Annotated in this window: 24 protein-coding genes and 1 riboswitch; of the genes, 15 read left to right on the forward strand and 9 right to left on the reverse strand. The window is 57.3% G+C overall.

What is annotated here, in order from left to right; translation table 11 throughout:
• Positions 1–19: 19 nt before the first annotated feature.
• From GWA01_RS03625 to acs, 3 genes are all read right to left on the reverse strand, one after another.
• Positions 20–928: a S1/P1 nuclease gene (locus tag GWA01_RS03625; protein WP_146794110.1), complete on the reverse strand. Its 909-nt coding sequence runs from the start codon at positions 926–928 to the stop codon at positions 20–22.
• A gap of 102 nt (positions 929–1,030) precedes the next feature.
• Positions 1,031–1,642 carry a nucleoside 2-deoxyribosyltransferase gene (locus GWA01_RS03630; protein WP_146794112.1) on the reverse strand — a complete coding sequence of 204 codons (612 nt, stop codon included), beginning with the start codon at positions 1,640–1,642 and terminating at the stop codon, positions 1,031–1,033.
• On the reverse strand, positions 1,639–3,549 hold the full coding sequence (gene acs, locus GWA01_RS03635; protein WP_146794114.1) for an acetate--CoA ligase: 1,911 nt from the start codon (positions 3,547–3,549) through the stop codon (positions 1,639–1,641). Before acs ends, GWA01_RS03630 begins: the two co-directional genes overlap by 4 nt.
• A 248-nt stretch (positions 3,550–3,797) precedes the next feature.
• Here acs and GWA01_RS03640 point away from each other — a divergent pair, with 248 nt between their 5' ends.
• On the forward strand, positions 3,798–4,355 hold the full coding sequence (locus GWA01_RS03640; RefSeq protein ID WP_146794116.1) for a histidine phosphatase family protein: 558 nt from the start codon (positions 3,798–3,800) through the stop codon (positions 4,353–4,355).
• Here the strand turns inward: GWA01_RS03640 and bluB are convergent.
• The 3 genes from bluB to cobT are packed head-to-tail and all read right to left on the reverse strand — an operon-like array spanning position 4,345 to position 6,846.
• Positions 4,345–4,983 carry a 5,6-dimethylbenzimidazole synthase gene (gene bluB, locus GWA01_RS03645; protein ID WP_146794118.1) on the reverse strand — a complete coding sequence of 213 codons (639 nt, stop codon included), beginning with the start codon at positions 4,981–4,983 and terminating at the stop codon, positions 4,345–4,347. The genes GWA01_RS03640 and bluB overlap by 11 nt on opposite strands.
• A gap of 49 nt (positions 4,984–5,032) precedes the next feature.
• Positions 5,033–5,800: an adenosylcobinamide-GDP ribazoletransferase gene (gene cobS, locus GWA01_RS03650; protein ID WP_146794120.1), complete on the reverse strand. Its 768-nt coding sequence runs from the start codon at positions 5,798–5,800 to the stop codon at positions 5,033–5,035.
• Positions 5,797–6,846, reverse strand: coding sequence for a nicotinate-nucleotide--dimethylbenzimidazole phosphoribosyltransferase (gene cobT, locus GWA01_RS03655; RefSeq protein ID WP_371858422.1), 1,050 nt, complete (start codon positions 6,844–6,846; stop codon positions 5,797–5,799). Before cobT ends, cobS begins: the two co-directional genes overlap by 4 nt.
• Positions 6,847–6,876: 30 nt before the next feature.
• Between cobT and cobU the strand changes: the two genes are divergently transcribed.
• The 8 genes from cobU (at position 6,877) to cobJ (ending at position 15,972) form a co-directional block, all read left to right on the forward strand.
• Complete coding sequence (cobU, locus tag GWA01_RS03660) at positions 6,877–7,434, forward strand: bifunctional adenosylcobinamide kinase/adenosylcobinamide-phosphate guanylyltransferase (protein WP_371858426.1); 558 nt, start codon at positions 6,877–6,879, stop codon at positions 7,432–7,434.
• A 47-nt stretch (positions 7,435–7,481) separates the two neighbouring features.
• A riboswitch (cobalamin riboswitch) is annotated at positions 7,482–7,709 on the forward strand.
• A 141-nt stretch (positions 7,710–7,850) separates the two neighbouring features.
• Positions 7,851–8,261: a DUF1636 family protein gene (locus GWA01_RS03665; protein WP_146794124.1), complete on the forward strand. Its 411-nt coding sequence runs from the start codon at positions 7,851–7,853 to the stop codon at positions 8,259–8,261.
• A complete protein-coding gene (gene cobW / locus GWA01_RS03670) occupies positions 8,258–9,310 on the forward strand; it encodes a cobalamin biosynthesis protein CobW (RefSeq protein WP_146794126.1) in 1,053 nt (350 codons plus the stop codon). Before GWA01_RS03665 ends, cobW begins: the two co-directional genes overlap by 4 nt.
• Positions 9,311–9,319: 9 nt before the next feature.
• Complete coding sequence (cobN, locus tag GWA01_RS03675) at positions 9,320–12,673, forward strand: cobaltochelatase subunit CobN (protein ID WP_146794128.1); 3,354 nt, start codon at positions 9,320–9,322, stop codon at positions 12,671–12,673.
• Positions 12,670–13,863, forward strand: a complete 1,194-nt coding sequence (gene cobG, locus GWA01_RS03680; RefSeq protein WP_146794130.1) for a precorrin-3B synthase — start codon at positions 12,670–12,672, stop codon at positions 13,861–13,863. Before cobN ends, cobG begins: the two co-directional genes overlap by 4 nt.
• Positions 13,860–14,501, forward strand: coding sequence for a precorrin-8X methylmutase (locus GWA01_RS03685; RefSeq protein ID WP_146794132.1), 642 nt, complete (start codon positions 13,860–13,862; stop codon positions 14,499–14,501). Before cobG ends, GWA01_RS03685 begins: the two co-directional genes overlap by 4 nt.
• Positions 14,498–15,223, forward strand: a complete 726-nt coding sequence (locus GWA01_RS03690; protein WP_146794134.1) for a precorrin-2 C(20)-methyltransferase — start codon at positions 14,498–14,500, stop codon at positions 15,221–15,223. Before GWA01_RS03685 ends, GWA01_RS03690 begins: the two co-directional genes overlap by 4 nt.
• Positions 15,220–15,972: a precorrin-3B C(17)-methyltransferase gene (cobJ, locus tag GWA01_RS03695; protein ID WP_146794136.1), complete on the forward strand. Its 753-nt coding sequence runs from the start codon at positions 15,220–15,222 to the stop codon at positions 15,970–15,972. The genes GWA01_RS03690 and cobJ overlap by 4 nt, the downstream gene beginning before the upstream one ends.
• Here cobJ and GWA01_RS03700 read toward each other — a convergent pair.
• Entirely contained in the window at positions 15,945–16,706 is a 762-nt protein-coding gene (locus GWA01_RS03700) for a cobalt-precorrin-6A reductase (protein WP_146794138.1), read from the reverse strand. The genes cobJ and GWA01_RS03700 overlap by 28 nt on opposite strands.
• 29 nt (positions 16,707–16,735) lie before the next feature.
• Here GWA01_RS03700 and cbiE point away from each other — a divergent pair, with 29 nt between their 5' ends.
• The 3 genes from cbiE to cobM are packed head-to-tail and all read left to right on the forward strand — an operon-like array spanning position 16,736 to position 19,088.
• Entirely contained in the window at positions 16,736–17,953 is a 1,218-nt protein-coding gene (gene cbiE, locus GWA01_RS03705; RefSeq protein ID WP_146794140.1) for a precorrin-6y C5,15-methyltransferase (decarboxylating) subunit CbiE, read from the forward strand.
• Positions 17,950–18,339: a cobalamin biosynthesis protein gene (locus GWA01_RS03710; protein WP_146794142.1), complete on the forward strand. Its 390-nt coding sequence runs from the start codon at positions 17,950–17,952 to the stop codon at positions 18,337–18,339. Before cbiE ends, GWA01_RS03710 begins: the two co-directional genes overlap by 4 nt.
• On the forward strand, positions 18,336–19,088 hold the full coding sequence (gene cobM / locus GWA01_RS03715; protein WP_146794144.1) for a precorrin-4 C(11)-methyltransferase: 753 nt from the start codon (positions 18,336–18,338) through the stop codon (positions 19,086–19,088). The genes GWA01_RS03710 and cobM overlap by 4 nt, the downstream gene beginning before the upstream one ends.
• On the opposite strand, the gene GWA01_RS03720 is transcribed toward cobM, so the two are convergent.
• Entirely contained in the window at positions 19,064–20,170 is a 1,107-nt protein-coding gene (locus GWA01_RS03720) for a cobalt-precorrin-5B (C(1))-methyltransferase (protein ID WP_146794146.1), read from the reverse strand. The genes cobM and GWA01_RS03720 overlap by 25 nt on opposite strands.
• Positions 20,171–20,229: 59 nt before the next feature.
• Between GWA01_RS03720 and GWA01_RS03725 the strand changes: the two genes are divergently transcribed.
• The 3 genes from GWA01_RS03725 to GWA01_RS03735 are packed head-to-tail and all read left to right on the forward strand — an operon-like array spanning position 20,230 to position 23,616.
• A complete protein-coding gene (locus tag GWA01_RS03725; RefSeq protein WP_228118309.1) occupies positions 20,230–21,564 on the forward strand; it encodes a cobyrinate a,c-diamide synthase in 1,335 nt (444 codons plus the stop codon).
• Positions 21,554–22,159 carry a cob(I)yrinic acid a,c-diamide adenosyltransferase gene (gene cobO / locus GWA01_RS03730; RefSeq protein WP_146794148.1) on the forward strand — a complete coding sequence of 202 codons (606 nt, stop codon included), beginning with the start codon at positions 21,554–21,556 and terminating at the stop codon, positions 22,157–22,159. Before GWA01_RS03725 ends, cobO begins: the two co-directional genes overlap by 11 nt.
• On the forward strand, positions 22,159–23,616 hold the full coding sequence (locus GWA01_RS03735; RefSeq protein WP_146794150.1) for a cobyric acid synthase: 1,458 nt from the start codon (positions 22,159–22,161) through the stop codon (positions 23,614–23,616). Before cobO ends, GWA01_RS03735 begins: the two co-directional genes overlap by 1 nt.
• 9 nt (positions 23,617–23,625) lie before the next feature.
• On the opposite strand, the gene cbiB is transcribed toward GWA01_RS03735, so the two are convergent.
• Positions 23,626–24,630, reverse strand: a complete 1,005-nt coding sequence (gene cbiB, locus GWA01_RS03740) for an adenosylcobinamide-phosphate synthase CbiB (protein ID WP_146794152.1) — start codon at positions 24,628–24,630, stop codon at positions 23,626–23,628.
• Positions 24,631–24,651: the final 21 nt, after the last annotated feature.

The raw sequence follows: 24,651 nt of genomic DNA on the forward strand, positions 1-24,651 counted from the left end.
CGCCCTCCCGCATCTTTTATCAGCCGCCGCTGAGTGCTGTGTTTAGCACGGCAGCGAGGCGAACGCCCGCCTGCTCCAGACGGAGTTGGATGATGGGCCAGGCAATCGTCGTATATTCTGTCCCGAGTTCGGCATTTTTGTTTTGGGGCAGGGCGCCATATGAGATGCTGCGAGCGAATGCGTGGCTTTCGTCCACCCAGTCAATCGTAGCGTCGCGAACGTGGTCCGCAGAAAAACCTGCAGTCCAGTATTTTGCTTCGTCAGGCGTGATATGCTGCGCCAGAACCGAGGCTTCAGACTTAGCCTTGGCAAAATCGATGCTGTAATGCGGCCCAACCTGAAGGTTTGCTTCACGGTCCATAACACCTTCATCCCATAGGGAATGAAGGTTCATGTGCCCGTTGAGAGTTTCACCATAATAGGAAAGGCGCACAGCATTTCCACCCTTGTCATGGTCGCGTTCGGCGGCATGTAGAGGCTGGTGAACATCGCCGATCAGATGGACGACCCATTTCAGAGCATCAAGGCGCTGCTGTGCTGGAGCATGGGTGTCTGCCAGAATTTTTTCAAGTTCAGGAATTTTTTCAGCAACGCAGTTGTGGTCTGCGCAGTCGCGTTCCTGATCGTAGCCGCGGCTGGACACATCGATATCGACATAGTGCCAGACAAGGGTCTCCGGCAGGCCGCCTTTGCTCTTTGGAACATGGCCGATGGTATCCGGCCACGACGCGACCTGATCGAGGGTTTGATGTCCTTCCTGAGCAAGGAGCGCGGTCGCAGTTTTCTGTGCCTGTGGGGTCAGGCGCTCCTGCGCGATATCCGCAACGATTGCATGCCCGTACGGTCCCCACGCATGGGCCTCCGGTGCGGCGGAGATGGCTGCGGCTGCTATGGCTGCAGCCACAAAACTTCTGGAACGCGGGAGCATTGGTTTATCCATCAATGTCGTGAGATGCGTTTTTTGTCTCACTGTTTTGACGGTACCACAAGGGGAGGTTCGATTTCGGGATGGATGGCCCGAACGCTGGCTTTAAAACGGGCTTTTGGGCAGAAGACGCTCAGAAAGCCGCTGGGCGGCTAGCCTGAAGGCAGCAAAGAAATCCTTGTCGATCGCGATGCTTCCTCCTGAAAAGCCTATGAAACCTTCCACCATGCCGTTCTGCAGAAGGCCATCCGAATGAACGAGCATGCCATCGGGATCTTCATTGCTTCCCGATGCGGGTGCTCCGTCTCCGATCCGTCTGGAGAGCGTGGTCCCCCAGGCATCCTGCCAGTAGGTCTCGACCTTTTGCGCATATGCCCGGCCATCTACGGTGTAGCCTTCCATCGGCTTGCGAAGCCCATGCATGTATCCAATTTCGACTGCCGTTCCGGGGTCCATCTCCGGCGTGCGACGGAATGGGTCAATGCAGAACAGCCCCGCGTCACAACGATCCATCAGGTCCCGGTCAGCCTTTACGATGGCCAGAATTGTCTCGCGTCCAGGCGCCATTGCATGGGCTTCTTTCTGCCCGTCAAAAGGCGCAACGCCATCTAGTCCGTATTCCGCACAGATGTTTTTCAGGCGTTCGAACAGCGCCAGTGCGTCTGGGCGAAAAACGAGATCACCTGCAAGATAGATCGCGGGGCGCGTGGAGGTCATACTCCATGTCCTTGAACGATTTTGATCAGTACCGGCACGATTTCAGGGTCTGCCAGCGTCGAAAGGTCTCCAAATCCATTGGTTTCACCGCAGGCGATCTTGCGCAGCAGGCGTCGGACAGTTTTACCCGAGCGCGTCTTGGGCAGATCCGGGACGACGTAGACTTTTTCGGGAACAGCATAACGCCCGACCTTGGAAGCAATCACGCTGACAGCGAGTTTCTGTACATCCGGGTCAGCCGTTTCGTTTGCAACGACGTAGACGACCAGACCCTGACCCTTGAGGTCATGCGGAATGCCAATCGCAGCGCTCTCGGCAATAGCATGCTCGCATGAAAGGGCATCCTCGATTTCTGCGGAGCCAATGCGATGGCCCGAGACATTGATTACATCATCAACGCGTCCGGTAATCCAATAATAGCCGTCTTCGTCGCGCCGTGCACCGTCACCCGTGAAATAATGTCCCGGATAGGGCTTCAGATATGTTGTTTGGAACAGTGCATCGTCGTTCCAGATCGTGAGTGCGCGGCCAGGCCATGCACCATCAATGCACAGTACGCCCTCTGCCGGGCCTTCGAGCGGCGCGCCCTTTTCATCCAGAAGCACGGGCTGGATGCCGGGGAGTGGGAGCGTTGCCGAACTGGGTTTTTCCAATACGGCACCGGGCACTGGGGAAATCAGGATTCCTCCGCTCTCGGTCTGCCACCATGTATCTACCAGCGCGCAGCGTTTCTGACCAATGACATCATTAAACCATGCCCAGGCTTCGTGATTGATGGGCTCTCCGACTGTGCCAAGCACTCGCAGCGTGGAGAGATCATAGCGCGCGGGAATGTCGTCCCCCTCGCGCATCAGAGCGCGGATCGCAGTGGGGGATGTGTAGAACGTCGTGACCTTGTGGGTTTGAAGCACTTCCCACCAGCGACCAGGTGCCGGGGAGGAGGGCATACCCTCAAACAGCAGGATTGTGGCTCCGTTTGAGAGGGGGCCATAAACAACATAGCTGTGGCCTGTAATCCAGCCAATGTCGGCCGTGCACCAGAAAACATCATTTTCCTGATGGTCAAAAACAATTTCATGGGTGTAGGACGCCCAGCTCAGATACCCGCCGGTACCGTGGACCACGCCCTTGGGTTTGCCAGTGCTTCCGGATGTGTAGAGCAGAAATAGTGGGTCGTTGGACGCCATTGTTTCGGCTGCGCATTCCGTGGAACTCGCGTCCATCAGGCCTGACAGAAAACTGTCGCGATCTTCCTGCATAGGAACCTGATCGTCCGTAACGCTTACAACAAAAACGCGCGTCACCTTCAGAGAGTCGGGACGCAGTGCGAGGGCTGCATCCATCGTGGCCTTGAACGGGATACGTTTGGGGCCGCGACGTCCGACATTCGCGGTGATGACGACAATCGCACCACTATCCGCAAGCCTGTCTGCAATGGCTTCTGCCGAGAACCCGCCGAACAGCACAACATGGATGGCGCCCAGACGGGCACAAGCCAGCATGCTCACGATGCCTTCGATGACGGACGGCAGATGAATGGCAACGCGATCTCCGCGGCCTACACCCTGCGCCTTCAGAACGTTCGCCATCCGGCAGACCTGCGCATGAAGATCGCGATATGTCATGTGCACGACATGGCTGGCGTCTTCGGCCTGCCAGATAAGCGCCACCTGCTCCCCGCGGGTTTCAAGATGCCGATCGAGGCAGTTTACGCTGGCATTGAGTGTCCCGTCAGCAAACCAGCCGTGCTCGCTGTCGATGGCGCGCGTGGGTGCGTTGACCCATGACAGGCGTGCAGCCTCATCAAGCCAGTATCTCTCCGGATCACGCTGTGCGGCTTCGGTGAGACTGCGATGCGCTTCAGGAGAGAGGCGGTTAGGGCGTTCGGAACGAAAAGAAACAGACATCAAATATACGGCTCGCAGACACTGGGCCAAAAAGGGTTGGGAAACATAGCGCAAAGGTTTTTGGAACGCTATGATAGGGAAAACGTATTTTCTCACTAATGTCCATGATGGTGTTTCTTGCAATAATCTATGCAAAAGCTCCGAATTTTCAGAGCGGGACTGTTTTTGTATACTTCACCATCCGCATGACATGCTGTCGTCTCATGCATGTTTCCGGACGAGATTTTCCGATAGATGAACACAGCCTAATGACTGGACATACATTTCCTGTGCTGCTCGCCCGACATCCTGCGCTCAACGGGGTTGCAGGGCGGTGCTATGGCAGGCTCGACATACCTCTCGCTGCAGGCTGGGAAGAGGGCGCGACCCTGCTTGCAGAACGTCTTCTCAATGTGGGCTGCGAAGTCATCCATTCTTCGCCATCATCGCGTTGTTTAAGCATTTCCCGCTATCTTGCCGCACGGACTCACAGGGAGGTTGTGGTTGATCCGCGTCTTGCCGAGCTTGATTTCGGTCTTTGGGAAGGAATGTTGTGGGATGAGGTGCCCAGAGATGCGCTGGATCGATGGGGGGCTGATCCAAAGGGATTTGCTCCCCCAGAAGGTGAGAGCGGGCGGGCATTAATAGCAAGGGTCCAGTCATACTGGGATGACCTTATGTGCAAGAAAATAGGCACATGCGTTGTGTCTCACGGAGGCCCATTGCGGCTTCTCAAGGGGCTTGCGTGCGGCCAGACGCCAGATCTGCTGGCGCCATCCATGCCTCAGGGTAAGGCAGAGCTTTTTAATATTTCGCTCAGCGCGTAATCCACACGCGGCGCTCCGGATTGCGTTGCTCCCAGCCAGTCCGTTCGAGCTCCGGTGTCATGGAGGGTTCAAGCGGATATCCCACGCAGAGATAGGCCACAAATTCCCAACCTTCTTCAGCGTCCAGAGCATGGTGAACTGCATCCGGGTCAAGAATTGAGACCCACCCCAGGCCTACTTCGGCTGCAACTGCTGCAAGCCAGAAAGTGTGAATCGCCATAACCGCAGACCAGATGGTTGTTTCGGGCATGGTCGATCGCCCGAGGCCGCGCCCCTGAGCTGGGTCTTTTTCACAGAATACCGCAACGTGATGAGGGGCATCATTGAGGCCCGCGAGTTTCAGGGCCGCATAACGCGCTGCTCTGTCTCCCTCATACCCCTTGAGCGCTTCCGCATTGCATCGCTCGAAATTTGAACGGATGGCACTCCTGCGATCAGCGTCATTGACGAGAACAAACCTCCAAGGTTCGCTTAGCCCAACGGATGGCGCCAGACAGGATGCCTGCAGAAGGTTATCCAGTAGTGCGCGCGGCAGAGGATCAGTCCGGAAGTGGCGAACATCTCGTCTCCATCTGAAAAGTGTCTCCAGTTCAGACTGAAAAGATGCAGAGAAAGGCGGGGCGTTCATTCCTGTTGGTATTAGGGCAAGATCACGGACGCGTAAAACAGGATCGTCGTCAGTGGCTGACGATTGCCGCGAAGAACGTCAGAGACGCACATTCCACCAGTGTGGCAGTGGCTCCCAGAACGTCTCCTGTAAAGCCGCCCAGTTGCCTCCGCGCGAACCATACAACACTCGTCACCACCAAACCTGCGATCAGAACGGCTTCAAAGCCGAGAGCAGCACCAGTACAGGCTACGGCCACACCAAGCCCCGCCAACATGCAGACCCATAATGCAGGTTTGGAAAACTGCATGAGCTTCGAAGCCAGACCGTCGGGTCTTGCAGGGGAAAGGAAAAGGGGAACGGCGGCGAGTACCATCCGCGAGATGGCTCCGGTTGCAGCCAAGAGCGGGATTGCCAGCGACGGTGGGAAAACTGCAATCGCACTCACTCTCGCCATCACGGTAAGGGTGAGGGAAAGCACGCCATAGCTGCCGATACGGCTGTCGCGCATGATCGCAAGCTTGCGTTCACGATCGTACCCTCCGCCGCACCCATCGGCCATATCAGCCATTCCGTCTTCATGAAGACCCCCCGTCAGGAGAACCTGAAAAGCGACCGCCCAGAGTGCCGACAGAAACGAAGGAACATGTAGGACAGAAAGCCCTTGGAATACTGCGCCCCCAGCCGCACCGATCAACGCGCCCACCACTGGCCAACACCAAACTGATCGCGTCAAGGACCACGTCATTCCATCAACGCACAGCCACCCTGTGGGAATACGGGTCAGTAGCCCCATCCCGCAGGCAATGTCCTCGCGTATTTGACGCCAGAAATTCACGTAGCGTCGCTGTCCGCCTGCGAAATCGCAGCATCGGCAAATGTTGCCATTCCTTCATGGCACGCCAGAGCAGCTTTGAGTAAAGGGATCGCAAGAGCGCCCCCCGAAGCTTCGCCAAGTCTGAGTGCCATATTCAGAAGGGGATCAAGCCCGAGCAATCCGGCCAAACGCATATGCGCTGCTTCTGCCGAGCGATGCGAGAGGCGTGTATGGTCCAGCCCGTCTAGAGACAGCGCGAAAAGAGGGGCGGCTGCAGCAGTGCAGACAAATCCATCCAGCAGCACCGGAATACCATGATGACGTGCGGCGAGAACTGCGCCCATGATTGCTGCCAGTTCAAACCCCCCGACGCGCCTTGCGGCTTCCAGTGGGTCTCTCAGGCTTTCACCGTGGAATGAAAGCGCGCGGTCTATGACATGTGCCTTGCGGGTGACACCTGCATCATCCAGCCCCGTCCCACGACCGGCCCAGTCTGAGCCTTGCCCACCAAATAGTGCTGCGCTGAGTGTTGATGCCGCCGTAGTGTTGCCGATACCCATTTCGCCGGGGCACAGCAGATCCGTGTCAGGCGAGACAGAGACATAACCGGTATTTACAGCTGACAGGAAACCGGCTTCGTCCATGGCCGCGCCCTGTGTGAAATCCCGTGTGGATCGCAGCTTTTCAAGACAAATCACATCAAGCCGCGCCCCTCCAATGCGAGCGAGTTGATTGATCGCCGCTCCGCCATGTTCGAAATTGGCAACCATCTGCGCGGTAACATCAGACGGCCAGGGAGAGACCCCCTGCGCCACAACCCCATGGTTTCCAGCAAATACAATAACCTGAATGCGCTCCAGCGATGGCATTACCCGGTTCTGCCATTCGCCCATCCAGCGTGTAAGCTCCTCCAGTCGACCCAGACTTCCGGCAGGCTTGGTCAGCGTCGCCTCGCGATCGGCAATCTGCTGGCCCGCTGCACGCGCCGGGCCACGAAGATTGATGCATGCTTCACGCAGGGCGTGCATGGTTTGGAACGGTGCTCGGGGAAAATCAGGCGCTGTCATATGGGCTTTTCTGTGCTGTTATCTGCCTCCATGCAAGCTGAACAAAATCCGGACCTGGAGAATGTGCCTTCGAATTTGACAGGCATGGGCGGTGTAACTCTCGTCCTCGGGGGGGCACGCTCGGGAAAAAGCCGTTATGCCGAAGCTTTGGTCACGGCCGCGCCCAAGCCATGGACGTACCTCGCCACGGGCAGGGCGTTTGATGATGAAATGCGTCTTCGTATCGCGCAGCACCAACAGAAACGCGTACCCGGATGGACCACGTGCGAGGAACCTGTTTTTGTTGAGAAGGTACTCGATGAGGCCGGAAAATCCTTCGTTCTTCTGGATTGCCTGACGCTGTGGCTCACAAATCTTATTCTGGAGGAGCGAGACGTTTTTGCCGCCAGTGAGCGATTGCTGGAGGCTCTTCGTTGCCGCAAAGGCCGCACAGTACTGGTGGGCAATGAAGTGGGACTTGGAATAGTTCCCGATAACGTCCTGTCACGCCGCTTTCGGGACGAGGCCGGGATTTTGCATCAACGCATTGCTGCGGAGGCCGGGCGCGTCGTCTTTGTAGCCGCAGGTTTGCCGCTCGTGCTGAAATGATCCCTCAATAGCCCCTACGGGTTTGCTTTGACACGCTGAAACGGCGGCGATAGGGATATGGCAATGGTTCCTCGGGAGAGGATGAAAAGGGAAGCCGGTAAGGCCATCTGGCCAAATCCGTCACTGCCCCCGCAACTGTAGATGGTTCATCAATTCGCCGCGTCCCTAACGGGACAACGCCACTGGGTTCAGGTCCGGGAAGGTAGGTGAATTATGGGGTGCTCTTGGGCATCCCGGCCATAAGTCAGGAGACCTGCCATTATGGAAGCCGCGTGGCTTCCTGAGCCAAGTGTCACGATCTGGCGGGGTGCCCGGAACGTGAGGTCGCGTATCTGCGCGTCCCCTCCATGCCGGGGGCCTTTCGTCGCACCCTGTTTTGCTGCGAGGTCCGCGGGGACCGTTCCGAGAGGCCATTCATGGCAGAGCCGCTGAAATATTCTGATCGTGACGCCGCCCAGGCATCCCGTCCCTGCATTCATGTGTGCGTAACGTGCCGCAAGGCGGATGGCATCGATGGCCCGATGGGTGCCAACCTGCACGATGCCCTTCTGGCCAGCGCGGAGGGACGCAACATTGATGTACGGAAAGTCGAATGTCTGTCCGCGTGTTCCAGCGGGTGCACAGCCGTGGTTTCGATGCCTGGAAAATGGGCATGGCTTCTCGGACGTCTGACGCCTGAAAAATCTGATGATATTCTTGAATATCTGAAGCTCTATGAAGCGTCCCGAACAGGCACCGTAATGCCATCCAAACGCCCGGCCTCCCTGTCAGATATGGTTCTTGGTCGTATTCCCGCCGCGCTTATCGCTTTACAGGAGCCATCATGAACCAGAACATCGCTGCGACCACAGCAAAGAAAATCCCTGTCACAATTATTACGGGCTTTCTTGGGGCAGGAAAAACCACCCTCCTGCGTAACCTGCTCTCGCGTTCAAACGGTCGGCGCATTGCGATTGTCGTCAACGAATTTGGGTCGTTGGGGATTGACGGAGAAATCCTCCGTTCCTGCGGTATCGAGGGGTGTGCAGACGATGATATCGTCGAACTCACCAATGGCTGTCTGTGCTGCACCGTTGCAGATGATTTCATCCCAACCATGGAATCCCTTATCGACAGACCAAATCCCCCAGAACACATCGTTATTGAAACGTCTGGACTGGCGCTCCCCAAGCCGCTTCTGAAGGCATTCAGCTGGCCCGGAATTCGTACCCGCATGACGGTCGATGGCGTCATTACACTTGTGGACGCGCCTGCGGTTGCCAGCGGCCGATTTGCGGATGATCCGGAGGCAGTGGCCCTGCAACGTCAGGAAGATCCATCTCTGGATCACGATAACCCGCTTGCTGAAGTTTACGAGGATCAGCTTAATGCAGCGGATCTGGTCGTACTCAACAAGACAGACCTGCTGGACGAGGCTGCTTTGGCACTGGTCGAGCGCAATATTGCCGATGTCGTCTCCCGCAAACTCGTGACGCTTCGTGCGGTCGAGGGGCGGCTGGACCCGGCCATCCTGCTCGGAATTGGTGCAGCGGCCGAAGACGATCTTGAAAAGCGCCCTTCGAACCATGATGGTGCAGACGATCACGAGCACGATGATTTCGAAAGTTTCGTCGTGACCGTCCCTGAGCAGAAATCTGCAGATGATTTTCTGATCCATCTGGCAGAAGTCGCTAGCAAATATGACATTCTGAGGATGAAGGGATTTGCAGCAGTCACGGGCAAGAAAATGCGTCTGGCGGTGCAGGGCGTGGGAACGCGCTTTCGCCATGAATTCGATGTTCCATTGTCAGGAGAGCACCGGGAAGGGCGTATTGTGGTCATAGGGCAGCACGGATTTGATCGTGCCGCAATTGAAGCTGATCTGATGCGGCTCTGAGGTCGGGCAATGCATCTGCTAGTTCGGGAAAGACACGGAATAGACGCACAGGACGTGGCCGAGGATCTGGGCCATGAGCCAGCTGATGTCGTTTTCCTGTCTTTTTCGGACAGCGATCTTCTGGCTTTGGAGCAGGCTTATTTCCGCTTGAGCGAGCCGAAATTCTCGTTTCGTCTCGCCAATCTGGCGCGTTTGCGACACCCGATGTCAGTGGATCTGTATGTTGAGCAGACCATCGCCTTATCGCGCTGTGTTGTGGTGCGTTTGCTGGGCGGGGTGGATTACTGGCGTTACGGCGTGGAGGAAGTTCGTAACTGCTGCAAGCGGCTTGGCATCAAACTTGTACTCCTTCCTGGCGATGCGCGAGACGATGAGCGTCTTTCACAATGGTCGGGTGTAGACGGTAATACCTACGCTCGCCTTGATGGTTTTCTGAAGTTTGGCGGCCCGGAGAACGTGCGAGGCGCGTTGACGCTGATGGCGAGCCTTGCGGGGCAGGGCGATGATGATGGCTCTTCACCCGCCCCTCTTCCTGCCGCAGGGATATATCTGAGTACCTCTTCTGGACAGCCATACCGCGCGGTTATCGTGTTTTATCGCGCGCATCTGTTGGCAAACGACGTCTCTGCAATAGACGAACTTGCAAAAGCCCTCGAAAAACAGGGGATTGCCGCAGACGCCGTATATGTATCGTCACTCAAGAGTGCAGAGGCAGCAACATTCCTGCGGGCACAGCTCTGCGCGAGCAATCCTCATGTCGTGCTGAACGCAACGTTCTTTGCTGCGCGTGGAGAGGCTGGGGCTTCGTCTCCTCTGGATGAGGCAGGCGTGCCTGTGCTTCAGGTGCTACAGCCCGGATCGACATTTGCGGCATGGAACGAGAGCGCGCGTGGACTGTCTCAGACTGATCTGGCCATGCAGGTCGTTCTTCCCGAACTTGATGGACGCCTCTCCTCCGCGCCAATTTCGTTCAAGGGTGAGAGTGCGCCCGGTCTACCTGCGCGCCATACTCCCTATGAGCCGGGTATTCTCTCTGCGGCTATGCAGGCCAAAGGATGGGTACGGCTGGCGGTTCTGACACCTTCGGAACGACGGATCGCAATCGTCCTCTCTGATTATCCCGGTGCCTCGGGGCAAATGGCACATGCAGTTGGACTGGATGCGTTTGCAAGTCTGTGCTCGATTTTCTCACTTTTAAAAGATGCGGGATATGACTGCGATCCTGCACCTTTTTCCTCCCCGTCATCGTTGATTGGGAAACTTTGTGAGGGGGAAGGCAACGTCATCCTGACCCTTGATGAGTACACCGAGGCTTTCGAAACACTGCCGGAAGGGTTTCGTGAAAGCATAATCGATGCGTGGGGCGAACCCGAAGAAGATGCTTCCCTAAGGGATAGCATGTTCTGTTTGCGATATATCGCTTTTGGAAAAATCATCGTTGCTGTTCAGCCAGATCGCGGCAGCGAGCAGGACCGCAAGGCGCAGTATCACGACCCTGATCGGCCACCACGACATGCTTATGTTGCTTTTTATCTGTGGCTAAGACGGAAAATGGCGGTAGATGCCATGGTTCACCTGGGGACGCACGGTACGCTGGAATGGCTGCCCGGGAAGGCCGTAGCGCTCTCTGATTCCTGTGCGCCGGACGTGCTGAGTGGCGGAATGCCTGTCATTTATCCTTTCATCGTTAATAATCCCGGAGAGGCAGCAGCAGCCAAAAGACGCCTTGGTGCCGTGACGATAGGGCACATGACGCCCCCCGTGATGAAAGCGGACCTTGATGAGCACATGGCGGAGTTGGAGCGGCTGATTGATGAGTTTGCTGAGGCTGATGGGTTGGACCGTCGTCGTGGTGCGATCCTGAGGCGTCAGATTCTTGAGCGCGCAACAGGAATGGGCGTTCTGGCGGAAAGTGGTGTTCGCCCCGGCGACGGGGACGAAACCGAGGCGCTTGCTCGCCTTGATGCCTATTTGTGTGACGTCAAGGACCTTCAGATCCGCGATGGCCTGCATGTCTTCGGGAAGGTAGCCCCCCGCATTGATACTCTGGTTGAATCAATATCATCTGCGGGCGGAGGAAGTGCGGAGGAAGTAGCTATCCGTGTGAGGGCCAGCGCACAGGCGGAAGCCCATGCGCTTTTGGATGCACTGGATGGACGTTTCATCGAGCCGGGACCTGCAAGCGCGCCTACACGTGGCCGAATGGACGTCCTGCCGACGGGTCGTAACCTGTTTACTGTAGATCCACGTGCCATACCCACCGCCGCGGCCGTCGAACTGGCACGATTGCAGGAGCGGCAGATGCTTCTTCGCCATCTGCAGGAAGAGGGGGAGCCACTTCAGCGGATTGTTATGGATATCTGGGGCTCCGCCAGTCTGCGGACCGGTGGAGAAGACCTTGCGCTCGCATTGCTGCTGATGGGTGTGGTGCCTGTTTGGGATGATGGCAGCGGGCGTGTTTCGGGCATTGAAATTATTCCACTTGCCGTTCTTGATCGCCCGAGAGTGGACGTAACGCTGCGTATTTCAGGGCTTTTCCGAGACGCTTTCCCCGCCCAGATTGCATTGTTTGACCAAGCTGTTCAGGCCGTCGCTGCAAGGGAGGAAGACGCTGAGTGGAATCCCCTCGCAGGTACGGTTTATGGGCTTGAGGGGCAGGCGCGCGCCGATGCCTCAGCGCGGATCTTCGGTGCTGCTCCCGGCGCTTATGGAACAGGTATTGAGGCCGCTCTTGCAGATAATTCCTGGCAGGACAGCGATGCCCTTGGCCGTTCGTTCATCGCTGGGAGCGGGTGGGCTTACGGGGGTGGTCGCGAAGGACAGCGTATGGATGATGCGTTCGCATTGAGGATGCAGCAGGCAGACGCAATCGTGCATGTGCAGGATCATGCCGAAATGGATATTCTGGAGAGCCCGGATATTGCGGCTCACGAGGGGGGGCTGGCCGCAGCGGCACAGGCTATGGGGGCCACTCCGACACTGTGGCACGGAGATACCTCCCGGCCAGACGCACCAAAACTGAGGGGCATGCAGGCCGAAATTGCGCGGGTCGTGCGTGGGCGGCTCGCAAATCCGCGCTGGATCGAAGGAATGCGCCAACACGATTACCGAGGCGCCGCAGAAATATCCCGAGGACTAGACGCTCTATGTGGGTTCGCCGCGACGCTTCCCACACGCTTTGATCGGCAGTTTGATCTTGTTTTTGCTGCAACCCTCGGAGATCCGGCATGTGATGATTTCCTCAAGGCGATGAATCCACAAGCCAGAGAGGCAATGCGCCTACGCTTTGTGCAAATGGTAGAGCGTGGGCTCTGGCACCCGAGGCTGAACAGCACCATGGCGCAGCTGGATGGCGAGGCATGATGCGCGAGATGTCTCTGGTGAAGGGATGGTGCCCAGACATGTTTGCACCTATGCAGGCTGCCGATGGCTGGCTTGTGCGGTTTCGCCCGGATTTGGGGCGTTTCTCTTCTGAAGCCCTTCTGCAAATTGCGGATATTGCAGAGACTTACGGAAACGGCATCATTGAGCTGACAAACCGGGGCAATCTGCAACTTCGGGGCTTTGTATTCAATCAGATTCCTGAGGTCGCCCGGAAAGCGATTGCATATGGATTGATTGCCGCTGACCCGGTTGAGGAAAAGAGGCGCGGCCTTCTTGTGTCGCCTCTCGCCGGGCTTGATCCTGCCTGTGATCGTTCTACGCTTGAATGTGCAGCCGCGCTCAGATCCTCTCTTGTGCAGGAGACGGCGTTTGCATCCCTGCCTGACAAGTTCAGTTTTGTCGTTGATGGTGGCGGATATTTTCCCTCAGGCTCCCTTTCGGCTGACATCATGCTTCGTGCAGAAAATGGCAGATGGCACGTTGCCTGTGGGCAGGCGCGCAGTGAAGAGACAAGCCTTGAGGCGGCAATCATGATGGCAGTCAAAGTCATTCATGCGTTTTTGGAAAATGCTGATGCGCTGCGTCCTTCAACGCATGTGCAGATGGGACAGGTCTATCTGCAGAAAGCCGGTGCCCAGTCACGAGCGTGCAGCTCTGGGGGGGGCATTCCCAGCGTTGTAGGCCTACTCGCTGGAAACGCCTCAGGGCTTGGTGTCCCGTTGGGGCGAATGGATGCGTGTGCGTTACGGGTTGGCGCACAAATTGCACGCTCTTCTGGTGATGGTATCGTCAGGACAACGCCGTGGCGCAGTCTGGTAGTTTCGGGCGCAGTATCCACAGTACAGGGTTTCGTGACGGAAGCGACGGACGCCCGTCTCAGGGTGCAGGCCTGTGTCGGCAAAACCGGGTGCGCACGAGGGGCTGCAAAAGTGGGGGCAGATGCCCTGTATCTCGCTCTTGATGTTCCGACTGGTCGTACATTGCATGTCTCAGGATGTTCTAAGGGGTGTGCACATCCATCACCTGCGGATATGACGCTTGTGGCGCGGGATGGAGTATATGACGCGGCCCGTAATGCGACAGCTTCCGACGCGATACGGTGGCGAGGACTGAACATCCAGCAGGTTTCTGCGCTGTTGCGCACTGAATTTAAGGAGACGGATGCGTGAGCGGCCGGACATCTCGATATGACTATATCCGCGAGGGAGCTGCGATCTATGCTCGCTCCTTCGCGACCATCCGTGCCGAGGCAGACCTCTCACGCTTTACCTCCGAACAGGCGCAGATCGCCGTGCGGATCATTCATGCGTGCGGAATGGTGGATGTTGCGCCGTTCGTGCACATGTCCAGCGATCTGGTTTCATCGGCTCGAGCAGCGCTGAGAGCTGGATGCCCTGTTCTGTGTGACTCCGAGATGGTTGCACATGGCGTCACGCGTGCGCGTCTTCCCGCCGATAATCAGGTTCTGTGCACGCTACGCGACCCACGGGTGCCAGATCTGGCACAGAAAATCGGGAACACCCGGTCCGCTGCCGCACTGGATCTGTGGGGGCCGCTGCTGGATGGAGCCGTCGTCGCAATCGGCAACGCGCCGACGGCTCTTTTCCATTTGCTGGAAATGATAGATGCAGGTGCACCGCGCCCAGCGGTCATCATTGGCATGCCGGTCGGGTTTGTTGGGGCCGTAGAATCAAAGGACGCTCTGGCAGAACGGGATGACCTTGAACATATCATCGTCCGGGGACGGCTCGGGGGAAGCGCCATGGCTGCGGCAACGATCAATGCCCTCGCGAGTGAAACCGAATGACCAGCGGTACTGTCCATATTGTCGGGGTGGGACCGGGCGATCCTGAACTGCTGACATTGAAAGCTGCACGGGTGATCGGTCAGTCTGGTGTTGTGGCGTATTTCTGTCGCCATGACCGTATGGGGCACGCTCGCCGTATCGCTGACGCACATATTAGCGAAGGTACGGAGGAGTTGCGCTTTGCATATCCCTTCACAATCGAACGCGCAGTCAGTGATCCATCCTATCATGACGGAATGGGCACCTTTTACGACGAGTGTGCGGATAAGATTGCAGCGGTAACTGCGGCAGGGCGCGATGTGGCGCTCCTGTGCGAAGGCGATCCGTTCCTTTACGGCTCTGCGATGTATCTGTTTGATCGTCTGAGAGAGACGGTGGAGTGTCGCATCGTGCCCGGAATCACGGGGATGGGCGGATGCTGGTCTGAGGCCGCTGTTCCCATGACGCATGGAGATGATGTTCTGTGCGTTCTTCCAGCAACAATGCCCGAAGACGAGCTGGCGAGCTGGCTTATAAAAACTGACGCGGCTGTCGTCATGAAGCTGGGGCGCAATTTGCCCAAACTGCGATCTGCGCTGGAACGTGCCGGGCGAAGCGCCGAGGCTGTTTACGTGGAGCGGGGGACGCAGCAGGATTCCCGTGTTACTCGGCTGGAAGACATGGACGGCCCTGCACCGTATTTCTCGCTGGCTCTTCTGCCCGGCCGTCGCGGGGTTCGATGAGTCGTCTTTTTGTCGTAGGGCTTGGGCCCGGAAGTCAGTCCCAGCTAACGCCAGAGGCACAAAGTGCTCTGGAGGGTGCGACTGATTTGGTTGGCTATGGCCCATATGTCGAGCGGGTGCGTGTAGCACCACATGTTCGTCGGCATGGAACAGATAATCGCGTTGAGATTGACCGTGCACGCCATGCGCTGAAAATGACGCTCGAAGGACGCCAGGTCGTTGTGGTTTCTGGCGGCGATTCAGGTGTTTTCGGTATGGCCAGCGCGGTATTTGAGGCCATCGAGAACGGCCCTCCTGCATGGCGTTCCATTGAGGTGACGGTCATACCAGGTGTGACGGCGGTCCTCGCTGCTGCGGCACGTCTCGGGGCGCCTTTGGGGGGCGATTTCTGCGTGATTTCGCTTTCTGATAATCTCAAGCCGTGGGAGACGGTGTGTCGTCGGCTGAGGCTTGCAGCCGAGGCAGGATTTGTCATTGCGCTGTATAATGCGCGTTCCAAAGCCCGACCGTGGCAATTAGGGGAAGCTTTCGATCTGCTTCGTCAAAACGTTTCTGGAAATGTACCGGTGGCCTTCGCGCGTGCGGTGGGCAGGCCCGACGAACGCATTATTCTGACGGATCTGGAAAGCGCGGACCCTGAACTGGTGGATATGAGCACGCTCGTTCTGATCGGCTGCCGTTTGACACGGACCATAGCGCGGGCAGATGGGGGGCAGTGGCTCTATACGTCCCGCAAGGTCGAGGCGTGACGCACGGCCTGAAGCCAGTCCAGGGCTTCACGCGCGGTTTCGGCATGCAGAGACGGTGGCAGGAGAGGACGCTGGATCATGATCACGGGCAGCCCAAGAGCGCGGGCCGCAAAAAGCTTGGCGCACGTCGCATCCGCCCCGGCATTTTTGGTAACGACGATATCGATCGCATGATGTTGCATCAGGGCGATCTCGTCCTCAACCTCGAACGGGGGACGCGCGAGAACGAGAGTCACGTGCTGGGGCAGGAGGGTCGGGTCCGGCCTGTCTATACTTCGCAGAATATAATGATGGTGCGTGACCTCTCGAAACGGCTCAAGGTCCTTCCGCCCCGTGGTCAGGAAAACATTCCGCGGCTTTCTGCCGATCGCATGTGCGGCAGTTTTGATGTCGGAAACAGTTACCCATTGATCGCCGGGTTCCGGCTTCCATTCGGGACGTTCGATCCGCAACAGGGGTACGTTCTGCATTTCGCAAGCCATCGCAGCATTGTGGCTCATACGCGCAGCGAAAGGGTGAGTCGCATCCACAACGGCGCGTATGGCGTTATGGCGAAGATAGGCCCGAAGACCATCGACGCCGCCGAAGCCCCCAATCCGGACTTTAACCTCCGGCAAAACAGGCGCCTGCGTGACGCCAGCCAAACAGAAGGTAGGGGCGAGTTCGGGGGCAGAGGTCAGCATACGTCCGAGTGCACTGGCTTCACTCGTGCCACCAAGGATCAGAACCCGCATGTTTTCCATTTCTCCGCCGGAGCCGGACAATGAGTGCGCCCTGGCTCAATATTATCGGAATTGGTGAGGACGGTGTCGAGGGTCTTTCCTCTGCCGCACAGACACTTGTTCGCAATGCACATTACGTCATCGGCGGAGCACGGCATCTGAGTTTGGCCAAAGAACTGGTGCGTGGTGAAGCTCATCAATGGCCCGTCCCGTTCTCGAAAGGGATCGAACAGGTTTTGGAATGGCGGGGAAGCCCTGTAGCAGTTCTTGCTTCAGGGGACCCTTTCTGTTTCGGCGCCGGAAGTGCTCTTGCCAAGCACATACGCCCGGATGAGATGATCTGCATTCCGCTTCCGTCCTCCATATCTCTCGCGTGTTCTCGTCTTGGATGGGGCTGGCAGGACGTGCGTGTTGTGTCTCTGTGTGGTCGTCCGCTGGAGACACTGGCGCCTGTTCTTCAGCCTGATACGCGTCTGATCGTTTTGTCCGCCGATGCAACAACCCCGGCGTTAGTTGCTGAATATCTGTGCGGATATGGTTTTGGGGCCTCAAGACTACATGTTCTGGAATCTCTTGATGGCGTTGATGAAGAAATCCGCGCGTTTCATGCAGATGAAGCACTGCCGGAATTTAAAGCTCTAAACCTGCTCTGCATTGAACTTCAGGCTTCCTTGAATGCGCGCATCATACCGCTTTGTAGCGGCCTTGATGATGATCTGTTTGAGCATGATGGCCAACTGACGAAGCGTGAAATTCGGGCTGTCACACTCTCATCACTTTCTCCAACGGTCGGGCAGATGCTGTGGGATGTCGGGGCAGGGGCTGGTTCCATTGCAATAGAGTGGATGCTTCGTCATCCGTCCAATAGGGCTATTGCGGTTGAACGCGACCCTGAACGCGCAGCGCGTATTGCCCGGAATGCGTTGTCGCTCGGAGTTCCGGGGCTGAAGATTGTGGTTGGAAGGGCTCCACAGGTTCTTGAAGTTCTCGAACAGCCTGATGCGATCTTTATTGGCGGAGGCCTGTCTGACGTTGAAATATTTGATCGAGCCTGGAGCGCCTTACCTGCGGGAGGCCGTCTTGTGGCCAATGCCGTAACGCTTGAGGGCGAAGCCGTGATGATGTCGCGGTTTGAGCGTTATAATGCGAGCCTGACCCGCATAGGAGTGGAACGGCTGGACAATGTGGGGCGTCTGCATGCCTTCCGTCCGGCGATGCGCGTGATGCAGCTTGTGGCCCGTAAAGGCGCAGAAGCGTGATCATAGCAGGAATAGGCTGCCGCCCTGATGCGGCTGCGGAGGCCGTGGTGCGGCTCGTGAGGCTATCTACGGGTGTGGCAGGGCAAAAGCTGGATGCCATTGCCGTTCCATATTTCAGATACCCGAATGCCATGCTGGCATTAGCCTCGAAGCAACTGGGTGTGGAAATTATATGCATCTCAGCGAATGCCCTTGCCGCTCGACAGGCGGAGTGTCCAACACGATCAGAGCTTGCTTTGCGAAAGACGGGCTACGCGTCCGTAGCAGAAGGGTGCGCACTTGCGGGGGCAGGCACGAATAGTGTGCTCGTTCTGCATCGGCAGGACGGTGATGGCGTGACCTGTGCGCTTGCAAAATGTGCGACAGACGAAGGAAAGAAATCTTGACCGTTCATTTCATCGGGGCAGGTCCCGGCGCGGCTGATCTCCTGACACTGCGCGGGCGGGATATTCTGGCATCGTGCCCCGTATGTTTGTATGCGGGCTCGATTGTCCCGAAAGCCATGCTGGAGCACTGCCCTCAAGGTGCACGGCTGGTGGATACGGCGCCGTTATCGCTTGATGAAATTGAGGATGAGTATGCGCGTGCGCATGCTGCGGGTGAGGATATCGCACGCCTTCATTCGGGAGACCTTTCCATCTATAGCGCGGTGGCCGAGCAGACCCGCAGGCTGGACCGGCTGGGCATTCCCTGGACAATGACCCCCGGTGTCCCGGCATTTGCCGCAGTTGCGTCCATTCTGGGGCAGGAACTGACTGTCCCAGAAGTCGCACAGACAGTGGTGCTAACGCGGGTGAGCGGACGGGCCTCATCCATGCCTGAGGGCGAAAAATTGGCGGTATATGCCGCAACGGGCGCGACCCTTGCGATCCATTTGGCTGTTCATGCGCTGGATCGGATCGTAAGCGACCTTATCCCGTTCTATGGGGAGAACTGCCCTGCGGCTGTGGTTGCGCGGGCAAGCTGGCCTGATGAAATCGTGGTCCGGGCTACGTTGGGAACGCTGCTTGGCAAGGCCGAGGAAAACCCGGTTGAACGTACAGCTCTTGTGCTTGTAGGGCCTGCTCTGGGCGCGCGGGATTTCAGGGAAAGCGCGTTATATGATCCCGATTACCGAAGGCGCTTTCGCTCGTGAGCGGAGAGCAGTTCGCTGCGCCCCACGCAAACCCCCATGCGGTCGAACAAAACGACATCTACAATGGTCGCGCTGTCATCCAGAACGTCCAGTGCTACGTTCAGAGCCTGACAAGCGATATGATTTCCCAGCTCCACACCTGCTACACGGGCTTTGAGAAACGCTTCTGCAATCGTCTGGGTCTGGGCGATATCGTCCGCGAGTGTGGCATTCGCACTGACGGTTCGTGTCAGGGTGGCAAATTCCGCCATGTCGGCCCGGCTTCGTCCCGAATGCAGGTCAAGGCGCCCCTGCGCGAGCTTTGTCATTTTCGCGATACCGCCTGCAATCGTCAGGCGAGGGACGGGGTGCTTTCGCACATATTTCAAAACCCCTCCTGCAAAATCGCCCATTTCGATCAGGGCAGTTTCGGGAAGTCCGTAAAATTTCTGAATAGCTGTTTCGGAGACATTCCCAGTCGATGCCGCCAGATGCGGCAGGCCAAGCGCACGCGCGACATCGATGCCACGATGGATGCTGTCAATCCAGGCCGAGCAGGAAAATGGAATGACAATGCCTGTCGTGCCGAGTATCGACAGGCCCCCAACAATCCCAAGACGGCTATTAAGGGTCTTTTCGGCAAGGCCGATCCCACCGGGGACCGAGATCGTGATTTCCGCGTTGGTATTGCTCCCGCTGACCTCCTGAAGGGCGGTTCGCATCATGTTTCTGGGAACCGGGTTGATGGCCGGTTCTCCCGGAGGCAGAGGCAGACCGGGGCGCGTAATATGGCCCACGCCTTCACCCGCCTTGAAAACAATGCCTTGTTCAGCCCCGAGTTTTCGTATGTCAGCGCGGATCAGCGCGCCGTGCGTAACGTCAGGGTCATCTCCTGCGTCCTTGATGACGCTTGCCCAAGCTCCATCATGATTAAAACCATGCCCAGCGAGCACGAAATCGACCTGCTGGCCGCTGGGCAGGGAAATGCGTATCGGGTCGGAGAAAATACCGTGCTCAAGCGCCATCCACGCAGCTTTGGCGGCCGCCGTCGCACAGCTTCCAGTCGTCCAGCCACGTCTAAGCGGTGTTGCCTCGGCATTCATCCTGCGCAGGATACGCTATTTCCGCCCAAAATCGAGACAGCGATGTCCGGAGCAGCTTTATGAATACGCGTGCCCTTATGATCGCGGCGCCACGTTCTGGTGGTGGCAAGACAACAACGACACTCGGGCTTCTGACGGCATTGCGCAAAAAAGGTCTGCAGGTTCAGGCGGCCAAGACTGGCCCGGATTATATCGATCCCGCTTTTCATGAAGTTGCGACAGGTCGTCCTAGCCTCAATCTGGATAGCTGGACGATGTCCGGGGAGATGCTCGAGACGATGCTGGCAGATGCGGCTCAAGGCGCCGATATATTGCTGATTGAGTCTGCCATGGGCCTTTTCGACGGCTTGATGGAGCCGCAGGGCGCACGCGGCGCACCTTCAGACATCGCACAAAGATTTAGAATTCCGGTGCTGCTGGTGCTGGATGTGTCGGGGCAGGGGCAGTCTGCTGCGGCCACGGCCCATGGGTTTGCAACGCTAAATCCTGACGTCAACGTGGTCGGGGTGGTGCTTAATCAGGTGGGGTCGGAGCGCCATTTGACGATGGCTTCTGAAGCAATCCGCTCGGCAGGGCTGAAAGTGCTGGGGGCTTTCATGCGTGATCCGACTCTGCAACTTCCGGAGCGTCATCTTGGACTGGTGCAGGCGCGGGAACAGTCTGAACTGAATGCTTTGCTGAGCACGCTAGGAACTCGCGCTGAGGCCTCGTTGGACATCGACGCGATTATCGCAGGCGCTCAGGAAATAACTCCCGTGCGGCATGATGTGCAGACAATCCCCCCACCTGGGCAGCGCATCGCTGTGGCGGATGATCAGGCTTTCTCTTTTTTCTACAGTCATTTGGCCCGGAGCTGGCGGCTTGCAGGAGCAGTGATTGTTCCCTTTTCACCCATGGTTGATGAAGCACCTGATCCATCATGCGATGCATGCTGGCTTCCCGGTGGATATCCCGAACTGCATGGGCCACAGCTCGCCTCCGCCAGTCATTTTCATGACGGTCTGCGGCGTTTTGCGCAGTCACATCCTGTCCATGGCGAGTGCGGTGGGTTCATGGTGCTTGGGCGTGCAATTGAAGATGCGCAGGGCGTCGTTCATCGGATGACGGGATTATTGGATCACGTCACAACGTTTGCCAGGCGCAAGATGAATCTGGGGTACCGCGAAGCCACGCTGATGCACGACTGTGCGCTTGGCGCGAAGGGGGATATCCTCCGTGGGCACGAATTTCACTATGCGCGGATTTCCGAGGCTGGCTCAGACGAGCCTCTCGCCATGCTTCGTGACGGAAATGGAAAAGATCTAGGGCCAGCCGGTGCGTGGCGGGGGCATGTGTCAGGATCATTTTTCCACGTCATGGCAGCCAGACATGAAGGATCTTTCAATGAGCAGTGAAGACGAACGCAGGCATCGGGAGAAGATGCAAAAGCGCAAGGATGTACAGGATCGGGAAGTCTCGGAGAAGACCATCGAAAAAGGCGTTCTGGCTGTTCACACGGGCCCGGGAAAAGGCAAGTCCACTGCAGCGTTTGGACTTGCCTTGAGAATGCTGGGGCATGGGCGACGTGTTGTGATTGTGCAGTTTATCAAAGGGGCGTGGTCTACAGGCGAGCGCCCGGCTCTGGAGCGTTTTGGAGATCTCGTGGAATGGCATTCCATGGGAGAGGGCTTTACTTGGGAAACGCAGGACCGTGCTCGCGATGTAGCAGCATGTGAACGTGCATGGGACGTTGCGGTGGCGGCTTTGCAACGCGAGGATGTCGGGCTCGTGGTTCTGGATGAGCTAAACATTGCGCTGCGCTATGATTATCTGCCGTTGCAACGCGTACTTGCGGATTTGCAGGCACGCCCTTTCATGCAGCATGTCGTCATTACTGGCAGGAATGCCAAGCCAGAACTGATTGACGCTGCGGATCTGGTGACCGAGATGACACTCGTTAAGCACCATTTCAAGGCAGGTGTGAAGGCACAGCCCGGGTTCGAATTCTGATGGCATGGGCTCTGATGTTTCAGGGAACGGGCTCCAGCGTCGGGAAATCTGTTCTGGTCGCGGGGATCGCCCGTGCCCTTACGCGGCGGGGACTTAACGTCCGTCCTTTTAAACCTCAGAATATGTCCAACAACGCAGCTGTAACACAGGACGGCGGTGAAATCGGGCGGGCACAGGCATTGCAGGCGCGTGCCTGTGGTGTCAGTCCAACAGTGGATATGAATCCTGTGCTGCTGAAGCCTCAGAGTGAAACTGGAGCGCAACTCGTCGTGCGAGGGCAGGTCAGGGGAAACGTCAAAGCGCGTGAGTACCAGTCCGTAAAGCGCGAATTGATGGGGGATGTTCTGGAAGCGTTTAGTGCTTTGGCGCAGGAGGCTGATATTATTCTCGTGGAGGGGGCAGGGTCTGCTTCCGAGATTAATCTCAGGGCAAACGACATCGCGAACATGGGTTTCGCGCAGGCCGCCAATATTGATGTTGTGCTTGTTGGAGATATTGACCGGGGGGGCGTGATTGCCAGCCTTGTTGGCACGCATACAGTGCTGGACAGCGCTGACAGGAGCCGTATCAAAGGGTTTGTCGTCAACAGAATGCGGGGAGATCCTTCACTGTTTTCGGAGGGCATGACGGCGATTGCCGCCTTTACGGGCTGGCAGGGGGTTGGTCTGGTGCCTCATCTTGATTTGCTGCGAGATCTGCCCGCGGAAGATGCAACTGACATAGAAGTCGCATCTCGAGAGAAGGGCATGATCAGGATCGTGGTGCCGCATATGCCCATGATTGCAAATTTCGATGATTTGGATCCGTTGCGATCTGAACCCGGTGTTTCGATTGAAATCGTCCCTCCCGGAAAGCCTCTGCCAGATTGTGATCTGATTATTCTTCCTGGCTCCAAATCCACAATTTCGGATCTGGCTTTTTTGCGCGGGCAGGGGTGGGACATCGATATTCTGGCCCATACCCGCAAAGGCGGTCAGGTAATGGGGATTTGTGGTGGCTATCAGATGCTGGGCCATGAGATCCTTGATCTGGAAGGGATTGAAGGAAATCCCTCTCGAGTGGCGGGATTGGGCCTATTGAACGTTGAAACGTCCATGACGCGGAAAAAGCAGCTCTCTGAAGTATCTGGAGAACTTTTTCCCGAGGGCGTTGCCGTGAAGGGCTACGAGATCCACTCTGGCCGCACCAGAGTCTTGGGAAGGGTTGAGCCTTTCGCAAAGATCAACTCGGAAAATGATGGTGCAGTCTCAGCCGATGGGCGTGTGTGGGGCACGTATCTGCATGGCGTATTTGACGAAGGCGCTGCCCGCGCGACACTTCTGAAGCGTATAGGGCACCAGATCGGGACCGCTATTGATCATACGGACAGGGTCGAGGCCGCACTCGACGCATGGGCCGCTCATCTGGAGCAAAATCTGGATATCGACGCCCTGCTGGAGATGGCAAGGGAGGTGTGAAGACCCCTGTTATGAGAGCCAATAATCCATCATCAGGATTGTTGGTATAGCGAGAGCGATGCCCTGCAATACGCAGGCGCGTCGGTACAGACGCAGCGCCATCGCCAGATCGGTCAGTTTGGCATTTGTTCGGCCATTCCCCATCCAGGGGTCGTCCACACGCACACCGCCATAAACACGTGGCCCTGCGAGCCTCAGGCCCAGTGCGCCCGCCATGGCGGCTTCCGGCCAGCCCGCATTGGGAGAGCGGTGGCGTTTGGCGTCTCTGAAGACTACGTCTATCGCAGCTCTGGCATTTGTTTGCCGGTAGGTCAGGGCGGCCAGAATGATCCATAGCGCGGCAAGGCGCGAGGCGGGAATGTTCACGGCATCATCGCATTTGGCGGATGCACGCCCAAACGCGGAATGGCGCGGTGTGAGATGGCCGATCATGCTGTCTGCGGTGTTTATGGCTTTGTAAGCCGTGGCTCCGGTGAGCCCTCCAATTGCGGTCCAGAATATCGGAGCAATAACACCATCCGAGAAGTTTTCGGCCAGACTTTCAATCGCGGCGCGAATGACTGCGGGCTTGTCGAGGGTGGATGGGTCCCGCCCTACGATCATCGAAACAGCCTTGCGTCCTTCCGCAAGCCCTCCGGTTTCAAGCGCATCGTGGACAGCGCGCACATGTGTCCAGAGTGAACGCTGGGCAATCATGGATGTCGTGACCAGCACTTCCAGCACGAACACGAGCGGGGTTGGAAAAATACTCTCCGCCAGACGGAGTGCACAAGCTGCGATCAAGGCAGGCACCAGAACGATTACAAGCAAGGCCAGCATTCCAGCGGCTTCTCTCTGGCGAAAGCTCCAGTCCGGTCTGTTCAGCTTGCGGTCCAGCGCGGAGATCAGCCCACCAATCCACATGACAGGATGACCGATGGCGCGGATAAGAAACTCGGGATATCCAACGATTGCCTCGACGGCACTGGCCAGACAGGCGATGGGAAGTACGGATGGCAGGTAGGAGAGAGACATTGATCCGCAGACTTTTTCTGG

It is taken from the genome of Gluconobacter wancherniae NBRC 103581 (assembly GCF_007988885.1).
In the GTDB taxonomy this organism is placed as follows: Bacteria; Pseudomonadota; Alphaproteobacteria; order Acetobacterales; family Acetobacteraceae; genus Gluconobacter; species Gluconobacter wancherniae.